The sequence below is a fragment of the Pseudomonas sp. MPB26 genome, assembly GCF_046605355.1.
GTDB lineage: Bacteria > Pseudomonadota > Gammaproteobacteria > Pseudomonadales > Pseudomonadaceae > Aquipseudomonas > Aquipseudomonas cedrina.
Genome location: NZ_CP176793.1, coordinates 220,098 through 236,789 on the forward strand (window position 1 = coordinate 220,098; position 16,692 = coordinate 236,789).

Here is a 16,692-nt window from a genome sequence, read left to right on the forward strand (position 1 = left end):
GTCGTATTAATTCCTGCCCGTGGGCGCCATCTGGTAAAACCCCTGCTTCACCTTTTCCCTGGAACCTTCATGTCCTCTCGTTTTTTCTCGCGCCTGAGCCTGCGCTGGTTTCCCCTGCTGTGCATGGCTTTGCTGATCGTCGGCCTGCCGGTGGGCTGCGCCATGCTGCAGCACAAGGAGCGTGAACTGGTGTTTCGCATCGAACCGGGTACCGCCAGCTGGTACAGCGGCTTGCCCAAGGCCGTGCAGGAATTCGAACTGAAGCCGGCCAGTTTCAAATCGGGGCAGACGATCCACGGCTGGTGGTACCCGGCGGACAACAAGGACGCACCCGCCATCCTCTACCTGCACGGCGTGCGCTGGAACCTGACCGGGCAGTTGTTTCGCATCGAACAATTGCACGCCCTGGGCTATTCGGTACTGGCCATCGACTATCGCGGTTTTGGCCAGAGCCACGGCGAGCTGCCGTCGGAAACCACCGTGTATGAGGACGCGCGCATCGCCTGGGAACGTTTCCAGGTGCTGCAACCGGACCCCGGCAAACGCCTGATCTACGGTCATTCCCTGGGCGGCGCGGTGGCTATCGACCTGGCTGCCGAGCTGGGCAGGCAAACGCCGCTGCCGGTGCGCGGCCTGGTGATCGAATCCACCTTTACTTCGCTTGCGGATGTGGCCACGGCGGTGGCGAACACTTCGTTGCCCGTGCGTTGGCTGCTGTCACAGAAATTCGATTCCATCGACAAGATTGCCGATATCCATATGCCGCTGCTGGTGGTTCACGGACTGGACGACCGCTACGTACCACCGCGTTTCAGCCAGCAGCTGTTTGAAGCCGCCCAGGAACCCAAGCGCCTGCTGTTGGTGCCCGGCGCCAGCCATAACAACAGCATGAGCCTGGCCGGGCGCAGTTATGGCCAGGCGCTCGACAAGCTGATGCACGTGAAGATGCCGCCCCGGGTTGTCACGCACTCAACAGGCCGTCGCGGCGACTCGTAAAAAAGCTTTTCGGCACTGGGTTCGCGCTTGCCTGTCAAGCGCAAACCCAGCCCATGCTGGGCCAAAACAAGAGTTGATCAAATAATGACCTCGGCTCAAATCGCCAACCCTGCCGGGGCTTCGCAAAGTTATCCACAGAGATACCCACGGTTTCCGTGGACAACTCTTTTTATATTTTTACGTTTTTTTTGCTCAATAAACTGTTTCTGGAAAGGTACCCGGCAACAAAATCTCGCGATTCACATCGCGTATATCGTTATACCCACACAGCGCCATCGACACATCCAACTCGCGGGCGATGATGTCAAGTGCCTTGGTCACGCCCGCCTCGCCCATCGCACCCAAGCCATAGAGGTGCGCGCGGCCGATCATGGTGCCTTTGGCGCCCAGGGCCATCGCCTTGAGCACGTCCTGGCCGGAACGAATGCCACCATCAAGCCACACCTCAATGCGCTCGCCCACCGCGGCCACAATCGCAGGCAGTTGGCTGATGCTCGACGGCGCACCATCCAGTTGGCGACCACCGTGGTTGCTCACCACCAATGCATCGGCACCGGAATTAGCGGCCAGGCGCGCATCTTCCACGTCGAGGATGCCCTTGATGATCAATTTGCCGCCCCAGCACTTCTTGATCCACTCCACATCGTCCCAACTCAAGCGCGGGTCGAACTGTTGGGCAGTCCAGGAAGACAGTGAACTCATGTCGGCCACCCCTTTTACATGCCCGACGATATTGCCGAAGCCACGGCGCCGGGTGCCGAGCATGCCCATTACCCAGCGTGGCTTGGTGGCCATATTGAGGATATTCGGCAAGGTCAGTTTGGGCGGTGCCGACAGGCCGTTGATCAGGTCCTTGTGGCGCTGCCCGAGGATCTGCAAGTCGAGGGTCAGCACCAAGGCATCCACGCCGGCAGCCTTGGCGCGTTCGATCAATTGCTCGATAAAGGCACGGTCGCGCATCACATACAACTGGAACCAGAAGGGCTTCCCGACGTGTTCAGCGATGTCTTCCAGGGAGCAGATGCTCATGGTCGACAAGGTGTAACGCAGGCCAAAGGCGGCGGCGGCGCGGGCGGTGAGGATCTCGCCGTCAGCATGCTGCATGCCGGCCAGACCGGTCGGCGCCAGGGCCACCGGCATGGCCATGTCCTGGCCGATCATCGTCGCGCGGATCGATCGTTCATCGATATTGCGCGCTACCCGCTGGCGGAATTTGATACTGGCGAAATCGCTTTCATTGGCGCGGTAAGTGCTTTCAGTCCAAGAGCCGGAATCGGCGTAGTCGTAGAACATCCGTGGGACACGTTTTTGCGCCAGCCTGCGTAAATCTTCGATGGTGGTCATCAACGACATCGAGGTCACCTCTCCCTGAACTGAACGCTGAGAGTAGCCGCCCATCGGCTGCGCAACCAGCCATTACGCTTATATCGTTTAGACGGCGACGTGGACGCCTATGAGTGGAGGTCGAGCAAGCGCAGGCCGTCGGACGTTGCATGGCCGCTGGCGGTGTTGTCGAAGATGCACCAGGTGGGAACGGAGTCCTGCACAGACCGACTCAACAGCCGCGACAGTGCCTGCACCCGTTGCGGTCCATAAGCACTGTGGTAGATACGCGGCGATCCATGCAGGCGCCAATACCGCACGCCCTGCCAACCGGCCGGCGCATCGCCCGTTTCGATCACCGGCGGGTCGGCGGCCACGCGGCCTATTTGCAAGTCCTGCAGCAGGCCTTCAGCGGCCAGCCAGCTCGGATGACGCGGTTCGAGCACCACATCGCCGGTAAAGCGCTGGCGCAAGGCCCTGAAAAAAACACTGGCCACTACCGGTTCGAAGTGCAGCGAAGGCGGTAATTGCACCAACAGGCAGCCAAGTTTCGCGCCCAATTGCACGCATTGAGCAAGAAACTCATCCAACGCTGTTTCGCAGCGCTGCAAGCGCAATTCATGGGTGATGCGCTTGGGCACCTTGACCGAGAAACGAAACGTCGGCGGCACCGATTGCCCCCAGCGCTCATAGGTCTTGGCCAAGTGCGGGCGATAAAACGAACTGTTGATTTCCACCGCATTGAAGCGTGAAGCGTAGCGCTGCAAGTGCGTGCCTTCACCGGCAAAGGCCGGCCAGGACTCACGCGGCAGGCTCCAGCCCGCACAGCCAATGTAAAGCGCTGCGGTCAAAACAGCACCTTGGCCGCATCGCGCATGAAAATCTCGATGGTCTTGGGCCCGACGCCGTCAAATTCAGCCAGGCGCTTTTCAAAGGCTTCAGGACTATCGCTGGCGCTGCGCATGCGGGTGATGCTGCCGGCGTATTCAGCGTTGAGCTTGGCGCTGAGGTCGAGCAGGCGTTGCGCCGTGGTCTCGTCATAGCGCACGTAATGCGCACGGCCGAGCATGGCCACCAACTCACGCGAGGTGCAGTGCTGCAATTTGCGCGCGGTGTCGCAACCTTGTTCTTCGACGATTACCTTGTAGGCCTGCGCCGCAATCGGCGCCTGTATTCGCTTGCCCATCAGGAAACTGGCGATAAACCACTTGAACAGGCTGGCGTCATCTTCGCGCTGAAGCTCGATGCCCAGTTCGGACGCCGAAATAGCCTTGGCCATGTTCAGCGGTCCAGCTTGCGCTCGGCCTTGGCGGCCTGTTCATTGATCGCGTCGGTCTGGCGCTCGGTGTCCTTGATGGACGTGGGAGTGATCACTTTGTCGACGGTTTTGGTGTCGGGATTCGGGTTTTCCAGGGTCTGCCCCTTCGACGGACGCTCGCTGCCTTTTTGCGTCTGCTCGGAGCTGATGGGGTCGGGGGTTTTGTCGGCGGGGTTGTGATCGGTCACGGTGCATCTCCTGGCAGTGAAAGCCCGCTAAAACAACGGGCAGCTATGCAGCAGAGCCCGGCGCATTTCGATAGTTCAAGTAAATTGCCCGGCCCACCACTGGCGAAAAAAATCCAAAAAAAATTAAACCTTTTGCACAGCCCCCCGCTCAATTTTCAGGTAACGACATCACGTCATCCACAAGGAGATACACCATGACTACCAAGCTGATGAAACAGATGGGCCTGACTTTCGCACTGGTCGCCGGTTCGATTTCCGTCGCCATGGCGGCAACCTCCAATGACTTCGTCGAAGGGGCTGCGCAAAGCGGTATCACCGAAATCGAAGCCGGCAAGCTCGCGCTGCAAAAGAGCGGCTCGGCTGACGTGAAAAGTTTCGCCCAGCACATGATTGATGACCACACTAAAACCAACCAGGAGCTGATGGCCCTGGCCAAGAAACACGATCTGGAAGTGCCGGACGACGCCGCCCTGATGGACAAGGCCAAGAAAGCCATCCTCGAAATGCGTGATGAATCGTTCGACAAGGCCTACGCCAACAACCAGGTCAACGCTCATGAACAGGCGGTCGAACTGTTCAAGAAAGAGTCCACTTCCTCGGACAACGCCGAGCTGAAGGCTTTCGCCAGTCAGAAGCTGCCGACCCTGGAACAGCACCTGCAAAAAGCCAAGGAACTGCAAAGCAAGTACGCCAAGTAATTTCATTCACTGCACAGGAGGCATCCGAACATGAGTGCGCAACTCAACGGGAAGAAAATCCTGATCATCACGTCCAACACCGGCATCGAGCGCGATGAATTGCTCAAGCCCCTGGAAGCGCTGCGCGGTTTTGGCGCCACCGTGACCCATGGCTCCAGCAAAGGCGGAACTACCCAGACCTTTGTCGGCGACACCGAAAAGGACCAGACCGTGGAGTCCGACGTGCAATTGTCGGATGTGGTCAGCAAGGACTTTGACGCCCTGGTGATCCCAGGCGGGACGGTCAACGCCGACACCTTGCGTCAGGACGCAGCAGCGCTGCGCTTGATCAAGGACTTCGCCGAGGCCGGCAAGCCCATTGCCGCCATCTGCCATGGCCCATGGACGCTGATCGATGCGGGCGTGGTCAAGGGCAAGACGCTGACCTCCTACAAGAGCGTACGCATCGACCTGGAAAACGCCGGCGCCGCCGGTTGGGTCGATGGCGAGGTCAAGCTGTGCACGGCCAATGGCTGGACGCTGATCACCTCGCGCACGCCCGACGATCTGCCGGCGTTCAACGAGGCGATTGCCAAGACACTGGCTGGCTGAGCCGGCTGCGATGGAAAACAACGCCCCGAATGATTTCGGGGCGTTGTGCGTTACAAAGCTGGCTGCAACCGAAACGAAACAGGCTCCGCATCTTACGATACGGAGCCTGTGTGCAGGTTGCCGGAGGGGCTTGCCTCAGCTCCTGCGGTGTTCCGGCATCTCACGCTTGGGCCCGAACATCGCCCAGGCAATCAGGCCGAACAACGGCACGAAGATCAATATGATCAGCCACAACCCTTTGGTCTCCCAGCCACCGGTGCTGCGCAAGACGACATTGATCGCCCACAATTCCAACAACAGCAGAATCACTGCCAAACCAATCCAGATATAGTGGATTTCCATGCTTCACCTCCTAGGTCGTATGCATTAGGTCAAGTATTTGCCGCCAGGGTTCCATTAAATTTGCGACGCCGCCGCTTCGTTGTGGAATGCAATGTCCCGCGCGGCCAACCATGCAACCTGCACGACAAGCTTCGTCTCAACATCACAGTATCTAATTGATTTTAATAGATATTTATAGATTTTTAGAGTTGGTACACCTGATGCACTACTCCCATGGACGAGGCGTGCATTTCGACACGCCCTGAGTTTTCCGTGAGGTGTCACCCATGAATGCCATTGACCTGCTCATCGCCGACCACGAACGCGTGAAGGCCCTGTTGACTCAATTGAGTGAGTCCACCGAACGCGGGGTTAAAAAACGTACTGAGCTGCTGGCCAAGCTGGAGATGGAAATCACCCTGCACACCAAGCTTGAAGAAGAAATCCTCTACCCGGCTTTCCGCAAAGCCGGCGGCAAGGAACAGGACATCATGTACCACGAAGCCAAGGAAGAGCACCGCACCGTGGACTCACTGGTACTGCCGGACCTGAAGCAGACCGACCCGTCCACCACCGAGTTCTCGGGGCGCGTCAAAGTGGTCAAGGAGTTGCTCGAGCACCATATCGAAGAAGAGGAAAGCGAGATGTTCCCGCAGGCTAAAAAGCTGTTGGGCAAGGCGCAACTCGAAGAGCTGGGTGCCGAAATGGAAGCCATGAAGGCGGCGTACAAGAAGTCGCAGTCGGCCAAGCCATTGGCGGCATGACCCAGGCATGACCGGGGCCTGGAGATGATCCAGGCTTCGGGTCTATTGCGAGAGTTATCAGACGAATTATCTACACGATAGGGGATTGCGTCATGAAGACCAGATTGTCCCAACGGATTTTGCTTATCGTCGGCCTGTCAGCCCTGCTCACCGGCCCCGCCCTCGCCGCCTTTGGCGACAACCCTGAACCTGCCGCGAACCTCTTGAGTGGTGACAGCGCCGCTGGCTCCGCGCTGCCGCCGGGAAATTTTCCCAGCAGCCCCTCGGACAGCGACAAGAAAAGCAAAGACACCGACGAGCAGCCGCGCAGACCGGCTGAGCCTGCCCAGCCCCCTGAAGATTCCGAAGAAGACAGCCGGTCAAAAACCCGATCAGGCAGCTGACGGCTCATCCACAGTCGGCGACTCGGGCGCGAGCCCCCAGTCGCCGTGTTCGTACCAGTCGTCACCGAGCATTTCTGCCGGGTGCATGGTGCGGTCGGTGCCGTTGCCGCAGGCCAGGTCGGTCGCGGCGCAATAGCGGTCACACCCCCAGCAGATGCGCTCGGGGTGTTTGGGATGCAGAGGAAAAGGCTTGGCCATGATGGGAGTCCTTGCCGGCGAACGGTGTGTTCACTTTAATCATGCAGCGAACGCGTGACCTTGATCCGCATCAAGCCAGGGTGATCTCGCACTGTTTCGGCCCTTTGGTTTGGTGTTGGCGCCTCAGGGTGGTGCGGCACTGTCGACGTAGTGAGCGGGCTTGCCCCGCGCTGGGGGGCGAAGCCGCCCTAACAAAGGCACCTCCGTTTTCCAGCTATCACCGAGTCGGCTGATTTAGGGCGGCTTCGCCACCCGGCGCGGGGCAAGCCCGCTCACTACAGTTTTGGAGAGTCGCCGCTACACCTTGAACCGCCCCACCATCTGATGCAGCGCGCCCGCCATTCCGGCAAGGTCCTGCCCCGCCGTCTGCGTATGCATCGCCCCCTGCAACACCTGCTGCGACAGGTTGCGAATACCCACCAGGTTGCGATCCACCTCCCGCGCCACCAGCGCCTGCTCTTCGGTGGCGCTGGCGATCAGCAGGTTGCGCTCATTGATCTGCGAGATAGACCGGGTGATTTCATCCAGCGCCTCGCCGGAGCGCTGCGCCACGCCGAGGGTGGCCTGTACCCGCTCGCTGCTGCTATGCATGGCGGCCACCGCCTGCTCGGTGTCCTGGCGGATATTGCCGATCATTTGTTCGATCTCCTGGGTCGACGCCTGGGTGCGATGCGCCAATGCCCGCACCTCATCGGCCACCACCGCGAACCCACGCCCCGCCTCGCCGGCACGGGCCGCTTCGATGGCAGCGTTGAGGGCCAGCAGGTTGGTCTGGTCGGCGATGCTGCGGATCACGTCCAGCACGCTGCTGATGTCCTGCACGCGCCCGGCCAGTTGCTGGATACGTTCCGAGGTCTCCACCACGCCGCTCGCCAGGGTGTTGATCGACGCCACGGTCTCCTGCACATGGGCCCGGCCGCGGTGGGCGGTCTGTTCCGACAGGCGCGAGGCCTCGCTGGTGCTCACCGCATTGCGCGCCACTTCGTCCACGGCGGCGGTCATCTGGTTCACCGCCGTGGCCGCCTGTTCGATTTCCTGGCCCTGGGCCTGCAAGCTGCTGCTGGTCTGGCCGCTCACCGCACTCAGCTCTTCGGACGAACTGGCCACGCCGTCCACCGATGCTGCGATGTGCCGCACCATCTGGTTGAGGCTCTGCTGCATCTGGTGCAGGTTGCGCATCACGCTGCCTTCGACGCTGTTGCCCAGTGGCACCACAACGGTCAGGTCGCCCTGGGCAATATGGCTCAGCACGCGGGCGGCTTCGTCCGGCTCGCCACCCAAGGGCCGGATCACGCTGCGCGTGACGATCACGGCGGCAGCCACTACCAAAGCCATGCACAGCAGGAACAGCCCGAGCATGTTGCGCCGGGCCTCGTCGTACAGCACCTGCGCCGCCTGCTCGCGCTCGGCAAACAGGCGCCCTTGCATGGCCATCAACGCGTCCAGGCTCTTGAACACTTCCAGCTCGGCCGGCATCACCTGTTGCTTGAGCTGGGCCAGGCCCTGCTCGCGGGCGCCCTGTTTGATCAGCGCCTGCACCTGGGTGAAGGCGGCCACGTAGGTTTCGCGATGCGCCTTCAAGGTCGCGTAGGCAGCCTTGCCTTCGGCGGTGTCGAGCAACGGCTCGAGGGTGGCGAACGCCTGGGTGATGCGCTGCCGCGTGGTGCCGATGGCCTCCTGGGCCTGGCTGTTGTCCTGGTCGATCAGCAGGTCGCGGGTGTTGCGGCCGTTATCGCGCACGCCGGTGGCGATCACCATGATCGGTGCGATTCGGGGCCAGTCCTGCTGCACGATCTGCTCGGATTGCTGCTTGAGGGTTGCCAGGTCGTGCAAGGCATAGAACACCAAGCCGACCAGGGCCAACGGCGCAATCGCAAAGCCGATGACGATGCGTTGTGCCGTGGTTAACTGTTTCATTCTTAACATTCCTTGATGAACACCTGCCCAGCGTGGGCAGCATCTATTAAATCGCTGAGGGCACTGATCACCCACGCAATACAAAAGCGGGAAACAACTCGCGCAAGCGGCCCCATAACTCCGGCAATGCGGCCTGTAGCGGTGCACTCGGCAATTGCGTGTCAAGCATGCTGGCCGTGCGCACCATCTGCACGGCGAAGCGTTGCACGCCGAGGGCTTGCAAACGTTGGGCCAGCAGCAAAAGGCGCGATCGGTCGATCAGGTGCCAATGCACCGTGGTGCGGCATTCGTACTCCACGCTACTGGCAAGCAAGGCATCGAGGCTGCGCTAGTTGGCGGCGCCGCTGCCCCTGACCTGTGTGATCGATTGGCAGTCTTCGGCCAGCGCCTTGACGTCAAACCCGACCCAGTCGGCATGGCGCAAGGCATGGGTAAACCCGCCCGGCTTGATCCCCGCGCTGTGCAGGCCAATGTGGAAACCCATGGCGCGCACTTCGTCCATGGCCGCCGACAGGCCTTCCTGCAGCGTCGGTTCGCCCCCGCTGAACACTGGGGTCGCACTTTGGGGGGGACGTGGCGGCCTTCGGGCGGGTTGATCGTGTACATATCCGTTATTTGGGTAACGGCGGCTATTGGTTCCGCCCTTACGGCGGGTCACTTTGGAAAAGAGCCCCAAAGTAACCAAATGTATGGTCAGCCCACCTTTTGCTATCCAGTCACGATGAACGGTAAATCAGGCTTGCGCTAATGTATCCGGGCTCCTCGTGAGCGCGGTACACGCTCGGCCCTTGATGAGTATTCGCTCCTGCCTGTCCTTAAAAGCGCTTCAGCTGCGAAAGCTGCTTTGGTTATCAGGTTCTCAGCCAGGATGTCTGCCGTTTATCGTCATCAGCTACTGACGTCGCAAAAGCTGGTGGTAAAGCCGGATTATGCGGTGGCATGCCCGTTGTAGGTGCCACCTTTGGTCAATAGCGCCCAGACAATCCTGGCCATTTTATTAGCCAGCGCACAGGCAACTTTGTTGAGCGGTTTTCGAGCTAATAGACTTCTGGCCCAGACCCCAAGGGCATCGTTTCGTTTATCGATTCGATAAAGCAGGGTTTGGGCGCCCTGCATCAGCAAGGTTCGCAAATACCTGTCCCACGCTTGCTGATACCCAGGAGAGTGATTTGCCCTCCAGTCGAGTATTGCCGCGGCACCAACCCTAAGGACGCCGAAAATCTCGGGACGATTTATACATCGAAGCGTCCCGACATCGGCCACCAGCGCGCTAGCGATGAGGGGGCCGATGCCGGGATGCTTGTAATCTTTTGCCGGCGTCACTCCCATTTACTTGCTGCTTGATCTCGGTATCCAGCGCTTTGATTTCGCGAGTCAATTGACGAATGTCATCAAGCATCCGACTAATAGCCTGCCGCAGGCGCAGAGGTAGATTGTGCTCTTCCATCAATGCAGGAACCCGCTCCAACGCAGCATAGCCGGCGGGAAAGATAACGCCAACTCAAGTAAGAACCCGTGCACCTGGTTGATCACTCCAGTGCGTCGACTCACCAGTGATTTACGCAGTTTATGCACGGTCGACAGCACCTGCTGGTCAACTGATTTCACCTGTACACATCGCGTTCTGGGACGTGATGCGGCTTCGCAAATAGCCTCGGCATCAATGAAGTCGTTCTTGTTGCCGGTGACGTAAGCCTTCACATGCTGCGGCGCAATCAGTTGGACCTGATGACCGAGCTTGGTGATTTCTCTGGCAAGAAACTGTGATCCGCCACAGGATTCCATGGCAACTTTGCAGGGTGGCATTTGTGCAAGTAATGGCAGCAACTGTCGGCGATTGAGCTTCTTGCGCAATACCTGATGGCCTTGTGCGTCTTGGCCGTGCAAGTGGAAGCTGTTCTTGCCAATGTCGATGCCTAGAAGCGTTACGCTGTTCATGAGAAAGCCTCCTCAAGAAAGTGAGAACCCCAGTAGTTTAGACCTGAGGTTCTCGCCGGGCTGACCATCTCATTAGCGCTCTTGCCCCACCACTCGGTACCTCGCCTAGGCTCGGTATGCCGAACGCAGGCTTGAATCCATGGGCCGCCGTCCTGCCGGGTTACCCACGGATTCAAGCCTGCGTTCGGCCAGCGTGGTTGACGGGCGCCTGAGATCAAGATCAAAAGCCAGATCAAGAGCAGATCAAGAGCAGCTGAATGCATAGAAATCTAAATGTGGGAGCGGGCTTGCTCGCGAAAGCGGTGTGTCAGTTACAGATGTAGTTGCTGACACACCGCCTTCGCGAGCAAGCCCGCTCCCACAGTTTTAACCGAATTCGACATGAAATACCGGTCGGCTCTAAGGCCGCCGCGCTTCTGCTTTTGATCTCGAATCGCCCCGTCAAACCCGCTGGCCGAACGCAGGCTTTGGAGCGTGGGTAACCCGGCAGGACGCCGGGTTAGCCGCACTGGGCCATGGATGGCCCATTGCGGCGGCCCACGCTCCAAAGCCTGCGTGAGGGCACACCGAGCCTAGGCGAGGTGCCGAGTGTTGGGGCGAGGACTTTTTGGTTACTTTTGGCTGGGCCGGCATTCCGGTCCTTCAAAAAGTGACCCGCTGTAAGAGCGGAACCGCCAGCAGCCGTTACCGCAGGAATGGATATGTACGCGGTCCCCCACCCAGCAACTCGCTCAACGCACCATCCACTTCGCCAGCACCACAATCACCAGCATATGCCCCAAAATACTCCGCCGAACCCACAACGCTCGCCGTGCACTCAGGCGCTTGCGCGACAACCAATACGCAAGCACCAGATAATGCCCAACAATGCTCAACGCCAACCCGATCTTCAGACTCAGCAACCCCCCGAAGCGGCTGCTCCAGGGCACACCCCAGTAATGCCAGGCCAGGCCCAGGCCCGCGCCGTACAGCACGACAACCACCAGGTGCAGCACACGCCGCGCACGCCGGGCGATGGCCTGTTCCGACGTGAATTGCGCCGACCAGGCCAGTTCCTCCCGGGCGCTGTGCCAGATCACCACTTCAAAGAACAGTGTGCCGATAAAGGCGATAGCCGCCAGCAGATGCACAATCAATAACAGCGAATACAGCATGCGTTTCTCCTAACCCGGATGCCCATCGACACGCGCCCGCCACAGCATCGGCCCGTACCGCCACAGGTACAGGCCCAGGCCGACGCTCCAGCACAAGCCCGCCAGCCACAAGGCCGCTGACGGCCATGCCAGCACCAGCACGACGCGGCACACACAGGCCAGGTTCAGCAGCACAAACGCCAGGGTCATCCCGCTCGGCGGCTGCAGCGGACGGCCGGTATGGCCGAGGCTGACGCGCGCAATCATCGCCAGGATCAACCCGGCCATGGCGCCGATGGTCAGCGCGTGCACCGCCAGGCTGGGATTGAGCGGCGCGCCGAAATGCCACAGCGCCATGCCAAGACAGGCCACGGCCAGCCAGACATAGGCCAGGTGCAGCGACCACAGCAGCGGCACGCGCCACAGGCCGCGATCATGCCAGCGCGACAGGCACAGCAGATGGCCCAGGCCCAGCGCGGCAAACAGCGCGCCGGTCCAGTGGCTTGGAAACAGCGCCCATCCGCAGGCATAGAGCAGCGCCACCAGGATCGAACCGCCGAGCAGCAGCCGGTCCAGCCAGGGCCAAGGCTTGACGGGGTTTACCCGACCCAGGCCGCGCTGGGTAAAGAAGGGAATCACGCGGCCACCGATCAGCCCCATCATGGCCGCCACCAACCACAGCCCCGTCAACACCGCCACCCGCTGCCCGCCTTCGTCATGGCGCAATAGCCCATGCAGCGACAACCCGTCCGCGACGGTCAGCAACACCAGCACCAGCACAATCGGGTAATTGCGCGTCTGCCGCACTTTCCACAGCGTCCAGCCCATCACCCCGGCCACGGCCAGCGGAAAGCTCAGTTCCATGAGCGCCAGCAACGGCCACGGCGCGTCGAGCAGCCAACCCAGCCGCGCGGCCAGCCACAAGGCCGCCAACAGCGCCAGCGGCGTGCCGCTGACGCCGGGGCGGCCAGTCCAGGTTTGTACGGCGGTGAGCAGGAACCCGGCGATGATCGCCAGGCCGAAGCCGAACAGCAGCTCATGCCGATGCCACGCCAGCCAGCCACCGGCGGGTTGCCAGGTGCCGGCACCACCGCCGAGGGCCAGCAGCCACAGGGGAATCGCCAGCGCCGCCAACCCGCAGGCACCGAGGAAAAACGGCCGAAACGCCAGGCGAAACAACGGTGTTATCGACATCGCTTTACGCCGATCCAGTACTTGCATGCCAAGGCTCCTCATTCATCACGGTGCCGATCTTGCGCCGCCGCGCGCGCGTTGCACTTGTCGCAAATCAAGTCGCGCCGTCGCTCACCCACCTCAGTCTGCCATCAGGTCCCCTCGAACAACCCGCACAACTCATCCACCCGCGTGCGCCCCGCTGGCAGCACGCACAAGAACTGCGCCGGCAGTGCGGCTCAGCCGGCCGCGTTCCTGGGCCTGGGTAAGGTCATCGTCGCCTCGGGCGAACTGGCCCAGGCCGATGTAGTGGTAACCCGCCGCGTCCAGGCGTGCGAAGCACAGCTGGCGCATGGCGGTCTTATCCGCCGCGCGGCACTGGGCCTGGGCCGGTTGCGCCGGGTAGCGACTTGGCGGCGTGGCGTAGCCGAACACCTGCAGGCGGTCCGGCTCCAGGGCGATCAGGCTGGCCAGCTTGGCCTCGAAACTGGCCAGGGTCTGCCAGGCGCTGCCGTAGCCCAGGTCGACACTGACCGAGCGGAAGTCGAAAGTTCGCGCGGCATCGATCAACGACTCGATCGGCGCCGGGTCGCGGTAGTACGCCTGGGAGTAATCATCCTCGGCAGGCGCATCGGGCACGCCAATGCACACGCGATTGAACCCCAGTTCGCGTAACACGCCGACGCTGGCCCAGTCGGTATGCCGAGGGTCAAGGTCAATGCCGTAGTCGCCGCGGTCATGTTCAAGGAAATGCAGGCGATCGAACAGCGGCGCCATCAGCGCCTGCACATCGCCGACGGGCGCCGGGCCGCGCCACTGGAAGTAGTCCACCGGTTGGCGGCTGCCGAGGTGACAGCTGACCAAATGGATTTCCTGGGCCAGGCTGCGTCGGTAAGCTTCAGGCGCGCTGGCGGCGAGGATCAGCTTGAGCGTCAGTAATGTGCCGAACGACGAGGCAAAAGGCGCCGCCAGTACCGGCAAATAACGCAACCAGACCATCCCCACCCCGGCACCGAACAACATCAGCAGCACCCACGGCATCAGGGCTCGGGCGCGTTGCCCGATGCCCTGCTCCACCAGAAGCATTACGCGCGCGGGCAATTGCCGATGCAGGCGCCCCAGGATCAGCACCTCGAAAAACACCGTGCCGATAAAGATCAGCGCCGCGAACAGATGGGCCAGTAGAAACAGCAGGTAAAGCACGGTGGCCTCACAGGTGGCGTTGATGCCTCAGTGTGGTGGCCTCAGCGTGAGGGGGCCTTGATGCCGATCAAGTCAGATCGAAACGCTGCCGCGCCTGGCGAAAATCCTCGCCCTTCTCCACCACCCAGGTCCAGAGCGGGATCATATGAACCAGCAGTTCCGTGCCCAGGGGCGACAATTCGTACTCGACCCTGGGAGGAATTTCATGGAAGTCATGGCGCAGCACCAGGCCGTCGCGCTCCAATTGACGCAAGGTGCGGGTCAGCATGCGCTGGGTCACGCCGTGCATGCGCCGGCCAATCTCGGCATGGCGCAGACGGCCGCTCACCCCCAGCACGTGCACGATACCCAATGACCAACGGTTGCCCGCATGGGTCAGCACCTCGCGTTTGAGGCCATCATCGTCGGCGCTCAGGGCGTCGCAGGCGGCTTGGGAGCGGCGAATGATTTCTGCGTTATCCATGGCGCTGACTCGGTATCACGGGTGTGCCTTCTTATGCAGGGCGATTAATTCTGCAAGCATGCCACGACTTTCACCACAGACGGAGCTTCCTATGACCCCCTCTTCCATCTTGGTACTGGGCGCCGGCGAACTGGGCATGGCCGTGTTGCAAGCACTGGCCGATCTCGCTGCACCGCGCGGCACGCGCATCGCCGTATTGCTGCGCCCCGCCAGCGTGCAATCGGCGGCGGCCAATAGCTTGCTTGATCGGGGTATCGAGTTGATACCCGGCGATTTGCAGAATGACAGCCAACGCACCCTCGCCGGCATTTTTGCCGCGTTCGATAACGTCGTTTGCTGCACCGGTTTTGCCGCTGGCGCCGGCACTCAGCGCAAACTGGCGCTCGCCGCGATCCAAGGCGGCGTGCGGCGTTATGTGCCCTGGCAATTCGGCGTGGACTACGATGTGATCGGCCGTGGCAGCCCGCAGGATCTGTTCGACGAACAGCTCGACGTACGTGACCTGCTGCGCGACCAGCAAGGCACGCAGTGGCTGATCATTTCCACCGGGATGTTCACCAGTTTTCTGTTCGAACCGTCGTTTGGCGTGGTTGACCTGGCGCAAAACACCGTGCGCGCCCTGGGCGACTGGGACACGGCGGTCACCGTCACAACGCCCGAGGATATCGGCCGGCTGACCGCACGCATCGTGCTGGCTGAACCGACGCTGAGCAACCAGGTGGTATTCACCGCGGGCGACACCCTGACCTATGGTCAACTGGCGAATACCGTCGACGCCACGCTTGGCCGCACGCTTCAGCGCGAGGTGTGGTCTGTACCGATGCTGGAGGCCGAGTTGGCGTACGATCCAGAGGACAACCTGAAGAAATACCGTGCCGTGTTTGCCCAGGGCAACGGCGTGGCCTGGGACCCCGCCGTGACGTTCAATGCTCAGCAACACATCGCCGTGACAGACGTTGCGCAATGGATTCGGCAGAATCTCAAGGCACCGGCAACCATCCCCTGAAGCCACCCGGCGCCGTCAACGGGCACCAGGCAAAATCCCAGGGTGGGATTGGCAATGCCAGGTACTCAGCATCGATCAGCCGTGCGTCTTTCCAATCGAAAACCGTTGATGAGCGCCATGCCAGGACCACGCCCTCGGCCTGGCTGTCGTCCGTATTGACCCAGCACGCGGCCGCCGCCGCCATGAACGCCTCGATGAGTTCGTCGTCGATCTGCGAGCGATACACCGAGCCCAGCAGCCAACGACAGACGTTCAGGTGGTAGGTCCAGTCCTGCGGCGGACGGTTGTGGTAGGCCCAGGTCATGAAGCTGCGAAACAGGTTCAAGCCCTCGGGCGGGTCCAGCTTGAGCAGCGCCGGGCAGATGTCGAACAGGCTGTGCCAATACGGCAGCAGGCGTGCATCCAAGTGCACGAAGCTACGGCAATTGCTGGGGTATTCAGGGCACGGCGGTTCCGCGTGCAGGCGACGGGGCGCCTTGCTGCCATTGATGGTCGGCTTGGGGCGGTTGGCGCCTGCGGGCAACAGGTGGTTCATGGGATGCACTCACAGTCATGACGATGGCACGCCTCCCGGTCAAGGGAGGCCCAAGGCATACGTCAGGCTGCGGGGGAAGCGCGGGGGTTGGCCGAGGGCCAGGCATAACGCGGCGGCGCCTTGTTGCGCCGTTCATGGGCCGGGCGCGGGGGTTGGCCCAGGCCCAACAGCCAGGCCAGGCCGACCAGAAACACCAGGGCAAGCGTCAAAGCGTAGCAGACTGGGCAGGCAAAGTAGTTCGAGATGTTACTGGAAGCCGGGCTGCCCGACCCTTGGTCGGAAAGTGGCGCCTGTTTGCCATCCACCGAACAGAACGCCCCGCCAATGCCGTTGAGCACCTGGCCCGTCATCTGCCCATGCCCCAAACCGCACACGAACAGGTTCATCAGCACGCAGAAGTACAGGGCCCAGGCGATCAGCGAACGGTCGGGGTGGCTCGATTTCATGGCGGCGACTCTACCACCGCCGCCGCAAAAGCATGAAGCGCGCCGCGCCCCCTGTGGCAGAACGTCGCAGATTCCGCGCCGCAGCCAGGGTTGGTAGA

General features: G+C 61.3%; 20 protein-coding genes and 2 pseudogenes. 6 read left to right on the plus strand and 16 right to left on the minus strand.

All coding sequences use genetic code 11. The features are described from left to right. Positions 1–69: 69 nt before the first annotated feature. Positions 70–996 (plus strand): alpha/beta hydrolase, encoded by a 927-nt coding sequence (locus ACLH0H_RS00915; protein ID WP_411380607.1) that lies wholly within the window; start codon positions 70–72, stop codon positions 994–996. 192 nt (positions 997–1,188) lie between these two features. On the opposite strand, the gene ACLH0H_RS00920 is transcribed toward ACLH0H_RS00915, so the two are convergent. The 4 genes from ACLH0H_RS00920 to ACLH0H_RS00935 form a co-directional block, all read right to left on the minus strand. Beyond that, positions 1,189–2,349, minus strand: a complete 1,161-nt coding sequence (locus ACLH0H_RS00920; RefSeq protein WP_411380608.1) for an L-lactate dehydrogenase — start codon at positions 2,347–2,349, stop codon at positions 1,189–1,191. Positions 2,350–2,447: 98 nt separating this feature from the next. Beyond that, on the minus strand, positions 2,448–3,170 hold the full coding sequence (locus tag ACLH0H_RS00925) for a DUF72 domain-containing protein (protein WP_411380609.1): 723 nt from the start codon (positions 3,168–3,170) through the stop codon (positions 2,448–2,450). After that, on the minus strand, positions 3,167–3,598 hold the full coding sequence (locus ACLH0H_RS00930; RefSeq protein ID WP_411380610.1) for a DNA methylase: 432 nt from the start codon (positions 3,596–3,598) through the stop codon (positions 3,167–3,169). Before ACLH0H_RS00930 ends, ACLH0H_RS00925 begins: the two co-directional genes overlap by 4 nt. 2 nt (positions 3,599–3,600) lie before the next feature. After that, positions 3,601–3,825 carry a hypothetical protein gene (locus tag ACLH0H_RS00935; protein ID WP_411380611.1) on the minus strand — a complete coding sequence of 75 codons (225 nt, stop codon included), beginning with the start codon at positions 3,823–3,825 and terminating at the stop codon, positions 3,601–3,603. A gap of 194 nt (positions 3,826–4,019) precedes the next feature. On the opposite strand from ACLH0H_RS00935, the gene ACLH0H_RS00940 reads away from it, so the two are divergent. Both ACLH0H_RS00940 and ACLH0H_RS00945 read left to right on the plus strand, forming a co-directional pair. Further along, positions 4,020–4,523, plus strand: a complete 504-nt coding sequence (locus tag ACLH0H_RS00940; RefSeq protein WP_411380612.1) for a DUF4142 domain-containing protein — start codon at positions 4,020–4,022, stop codon at positions 4,521–4,523. A 30-nt stretch (positions 4,524–4,553) separates the two neighbouring features. Then, entirely contained in the window at positions 4,554–5,114 is a 561-nt protein-coding gene (locus ACLH0H_RS00945; protein WP_411380613.1) for a type 1 glutamine amidotransferase domain-containing protein, read from the plus strand. 135 nt (positions 5,115–5,249) lie between these two features. Here ACLH0H_RS00945 and ACLH0H_RS00950 read toward each other — a convergent pair whose 3' ends face one another. Next, positions 5,250–5,456, minus strand: coding sequence for a PLDc N-terminal domain-containing protein (locus ACLH0H_RS00950; protein WP_076950604.1), 207 nt, complete (start codon positions 5,454–5,456; stop codon positions 5,250–5,252). A gap of 266 nt (positions 5,457–5,722) precedes the next feature. On the opposite strand from ACLH0H_RS00950, the gene ACLH0H_RS00955 reads away from it, so the two are divergent. Next, positions 5,723–6,199: a hemerythrin domain-containing protein gene (locus tag ACLH0H_RS00955; protein ID WP_076950605.1), complete on the plus strand. Its 477-nt coding sequence runs from the start codon at positions 5,723–5,725 to the stop codon at positions 6,197–6,199. 92 nt (positions 6,200–6,291) lie between these two features. Next, complete coding sequence (locus ACLH0H_RS00960; RefSeq protein WP_411380614.1) at positions 6,292–6,582, plus strand: hypothetical protein; 291 nt, start codon at positions 6,292–6,294, stop codon at positions 6,580–6,582. Here ACLH0H_RS00960 and ACLH0H_RS00965 read toward each other — a convergent pair. The 9 genes and pseudogenes from ACLH0H_RS00965 to ACLH0H_RS01005 form a co-directional block, all read right to left on the minus strand. Next, positions 6,571–6,780, minus strand: a complete 210-nt coding sequence (locus tag ACLH0H_RS00965) for a DUF3079 domain-containing protein (protein ID WP_411380615.1) — start codon at positions 6,778–6,780, stop codon at positions 6,571–6,573. The two genes, ACLH0H_RS00960 and ACLH0H_RS00965, sit on opposite strands and share 12 nt — an antisense overlap. A 297-nt stretch (positions 6,781–7,077) precedes the next feature. After that, positions 7,078–8,697 (minus strand): methyl-accepting chemotaxis protein, encoded by a 1,620-nt coding sequence (locus tag ACLH0H_RS00970; protein ID WP_411380616.1) that lies wholly within the window; start codon positions 8,695–8,697, stop codon positions 7,078–7,080. 67 nt (positions 8,698–8,764) lie between these two features. Continuing rightward, positions 8,765–9,247 (minus strand): annotated as a pseudogene (locus ACLH0H_RS00975) (anaerobic ribonucleoside-triphosphate reductase activating protein); the annotation flags it as partial. 377 nt (positions 9,248–9,624) lie between these two features. After that, entirely contained in the window at positions 9,625–10,026 is a 402-nt protein-coding gene (locus ACLH0H_RS00980) for a transposase (RefSeq protein WP_411380617.1), read from the minus strand. Positions 10,027–10,143: 117 nt separating this feature from the next. Beyond that, positions 10,144–10,635, minus strand: a complete 492-nt coding sequence (locus ACLH0H_RS00985) for an IS110 family transposase (protein WP_411380618.1) — start codon at positions 10,633–10,635, stop codon at positions 10,144–10,146. Between the two features lie 731 nt (positions 10,636–11,366). Further along, positions 11,367–11,789 carry a hypothetical protein gene (locus tag ACLH0H_RS00990; RefSeq protein ID WP_411380619.1) on the minus strand — a complete coding sequence of 141 codons (423 nt, stop codon included), beginning with the start codon at positions 11,787–11,789 and terminating at the stop codon, positions 11,367–11,369. A gap of 9 nt (positions 11,790–11,798) precedes the next feature. Next, positions 11,799–12,989, minus strand: coding sequence for an NnrS family protein (locus tag ACLH0H_RS00995; protein WP_411380620.1), 1,191 nt, complete (start codon positions 12,987–12,989; stop codon positions 11,799–11,801). Positions 12,990–13,847: 858 nt separating this feature from the next. Then, positions 13,848–14,144, minus strand: a pseudogene (locus ACLH0H_RS01000) (hypothetical protein); the annotation flags it as partial. Positions 14,145–14,211: 67 nt separating this feature from the next. Further along, positions 14,212–14,607 carry a winged helix-turn-helix transcriptional regulator gene (locus ACLH0H_RS01005; protein ID WP_411380621.1) on the minus strand — a complete coding sequence of 132 codons (396 nt, stop codon included), beginning with the start codon at positions 14,605–14,607 and terminating at the stop codon, positions 14,212–14,214. 91 nt (positions 14,608–14,698) lie between these two features. Between ACLH0H_RS01005 and ACLH0H_RS01010 the strand changes: the two genes are divergently transcribed. Then, positions 14,699–15,613 (plus strand): aromatic alcohol reductase, encoded by a 915-nt coding sequence (locus ACLH0H_RS01010; protein WP_411380622.1) that lies wholly within the window; start codon positions 14,699–14,701, stop codon positions 15,611–15,613. Here the strand turns inward: ACLH0H_RS01010 and ACLH0H_RS01015 are convergent. Both ACLH0H_RS01015 and ACLH0H_RS01020 read right to left on the minus strand, forming a co-directional pair. Continuing rightward, positions 15,588–16,148, minus strand: a complete 561-nt coding sequence (locus tag ACLH0H_RS01015) for a putative natural product biosynthesis protein (RefSeq protein ID WP_411380623.1) — start codon at positions 16,146–16,148, stop codon at positions 15,588–15,590. The genes ACLH0H_RS01010 and ACLH0H_RS01015 overlap by 26 nt on opposite strands. A 62-nt stretch (positions 16,149–16,210) precedes the next feature. Beyond that, on the minus strand, positions 16,211–16,594 hold the full coding sequence (locus ACLH0H_RS01020) for a DUF2946 domain-containing protein (RefSeq protein ID WP_411380624.1): 384 nt from the start codon (positions 16,592–16,594) through the stop codon (positions 16,211–16,213). Positions 16,595–16,692: the final 98 nt, after the last annotated feature.

Excerpts from the sequence above, each read along its gene's own strand:
- ACLH0H_RS00980 (WP_411380617.1), bottom strand. The coding sequence starts at position 10,026 with ATGGGAGTGACGCCGGCAAAAGATTACAAGCATCCCGGCATCGGCCCC.
- ACLH0H_RS00920 (WP_411380608.1), bottom strand. The coding sequence starts at position 2,349 with ATGTCGTTGATGACCACCATCGAAGATTTACGCAGGCTGGCGCAAAAA.
- ACLH0H_RS00915 (WP_411380607.1), top strand. The coding sequence starts at position 70 with ATGTCCTCTCGTTTTTTCTCGCGCCTGAGCCTGCGCTGGTTTCCCCTG.
- ACLH0H_RS01015 (WP_411380623.1), bottom strand. The coding sequence starts at position 16,148 with ATGAACCACCTGTTGCCCGCAGGCGCCAACCGCCCCAAGCCGACCATC.
- ACLH0H_RS00955 (WP_076950605.1), top strand. The coding sequence starts at position 5,723 with ATGAATGCCATTGACCTGCTCATCGCCGACCACGAACGCGTGAAGGCC.
- ACLH0H_RS01005 (WP_411380621.1), bottom strand. The coding sequence starts at position 14,607 with ATGGATAACGCAGAAATCATTCGCCGCTCCCAAGCCGCCTGCGACGCC.
- ACLH0H_RS00995 (WP_411380620.1), bottom strand. The coding sequence starts at position 12,989 with ATGCAAGTACTGGATCGGCGTAAAGCGATGTCGATAACACCGTTGTTT.
- ACLH0H_RS00985 (WP_411380618.1), bottom strand. The coding sequence starts at position 10,635 with ATGAACAGCGTAACGCTTCTAGGCATCGACATTGGCAAGAACAGCTTC.
- ACLH0H_RS00990 (WP_411380619.1), bottom strand. The coding sequence starts at position 11,789 with ATGCTGTATTCGCTGTTATTGATTGTGCATCTGCTGGCGGCTATCGCC.
- ACLH0H_RS01010 (WP_411380622.1), top strand. The coding sequence starts at position 14,699 with ATGACCCCCTCTTCCATCTTGGTACTGGGCGCCGGCGAACTGGGCATG.
- ACLH0H_RS00930 (WP_411380610.1), bottom strand. The coding sequence starts at position 3,598 with ATGGCCAAGGCTATTTCGGCGTCCGAACTGGGCATCGAGCTTCAGCGC.
- ACLH0H_RS00940 (WP_411380612.1), top strand. The coding sequence starts at position 4,020 with ATGACTACCAAGCTGATGAAACAGATGGGCCTGACTTTCGCACTGGTC.
- ACLH0H_RS00945 (WP_411380613.1), top strand. The coding sequence starts at position 4,554 with ATGAGTGCGCAACTCAACGGGAAGAAAATCCTGATCATCACGTCCAAC.
- ACLH0H_RS00950 (WP_076950604.1), bottom strand. The coding sequence starts at position 5,456 with ATGGAAATCCACTATATCTGGATTGGTTTGGCAGTGATTCTGCTGTTG.
- ACLH0H_RS00960 (WP_411380614.1), top strand. The coding sequence starts at position 6,292 with ATGAAGACCAGATTGTCCCAACGGATTTTGCTTATCGTCGGCCTGTCA.
- ACLH0H_RS01020 (WP_411380624.1), bottom strand. The coding sequence starts at position 16,594 with ATGAAATCGAGCCACCCCGACCGTTCGCTGATCGCCTGGGCCCTGTAC.
- ACLH0H_RS00970 (WP_411380616.1), bottom strand. The coding sequence starts at position 8,697 with ATGAAACAGTTAACCACGGCACAACGCATCGTCATCGGCTTTGCGATT.
- ACLH0H_RS00965 (WP_411380615.1), bottom strand. The coding sequence starts at position 6,780 with ATGGCCAAGCCTTTTCCTCTGCATCCCAAACACCCCGAGCGCATCTGC.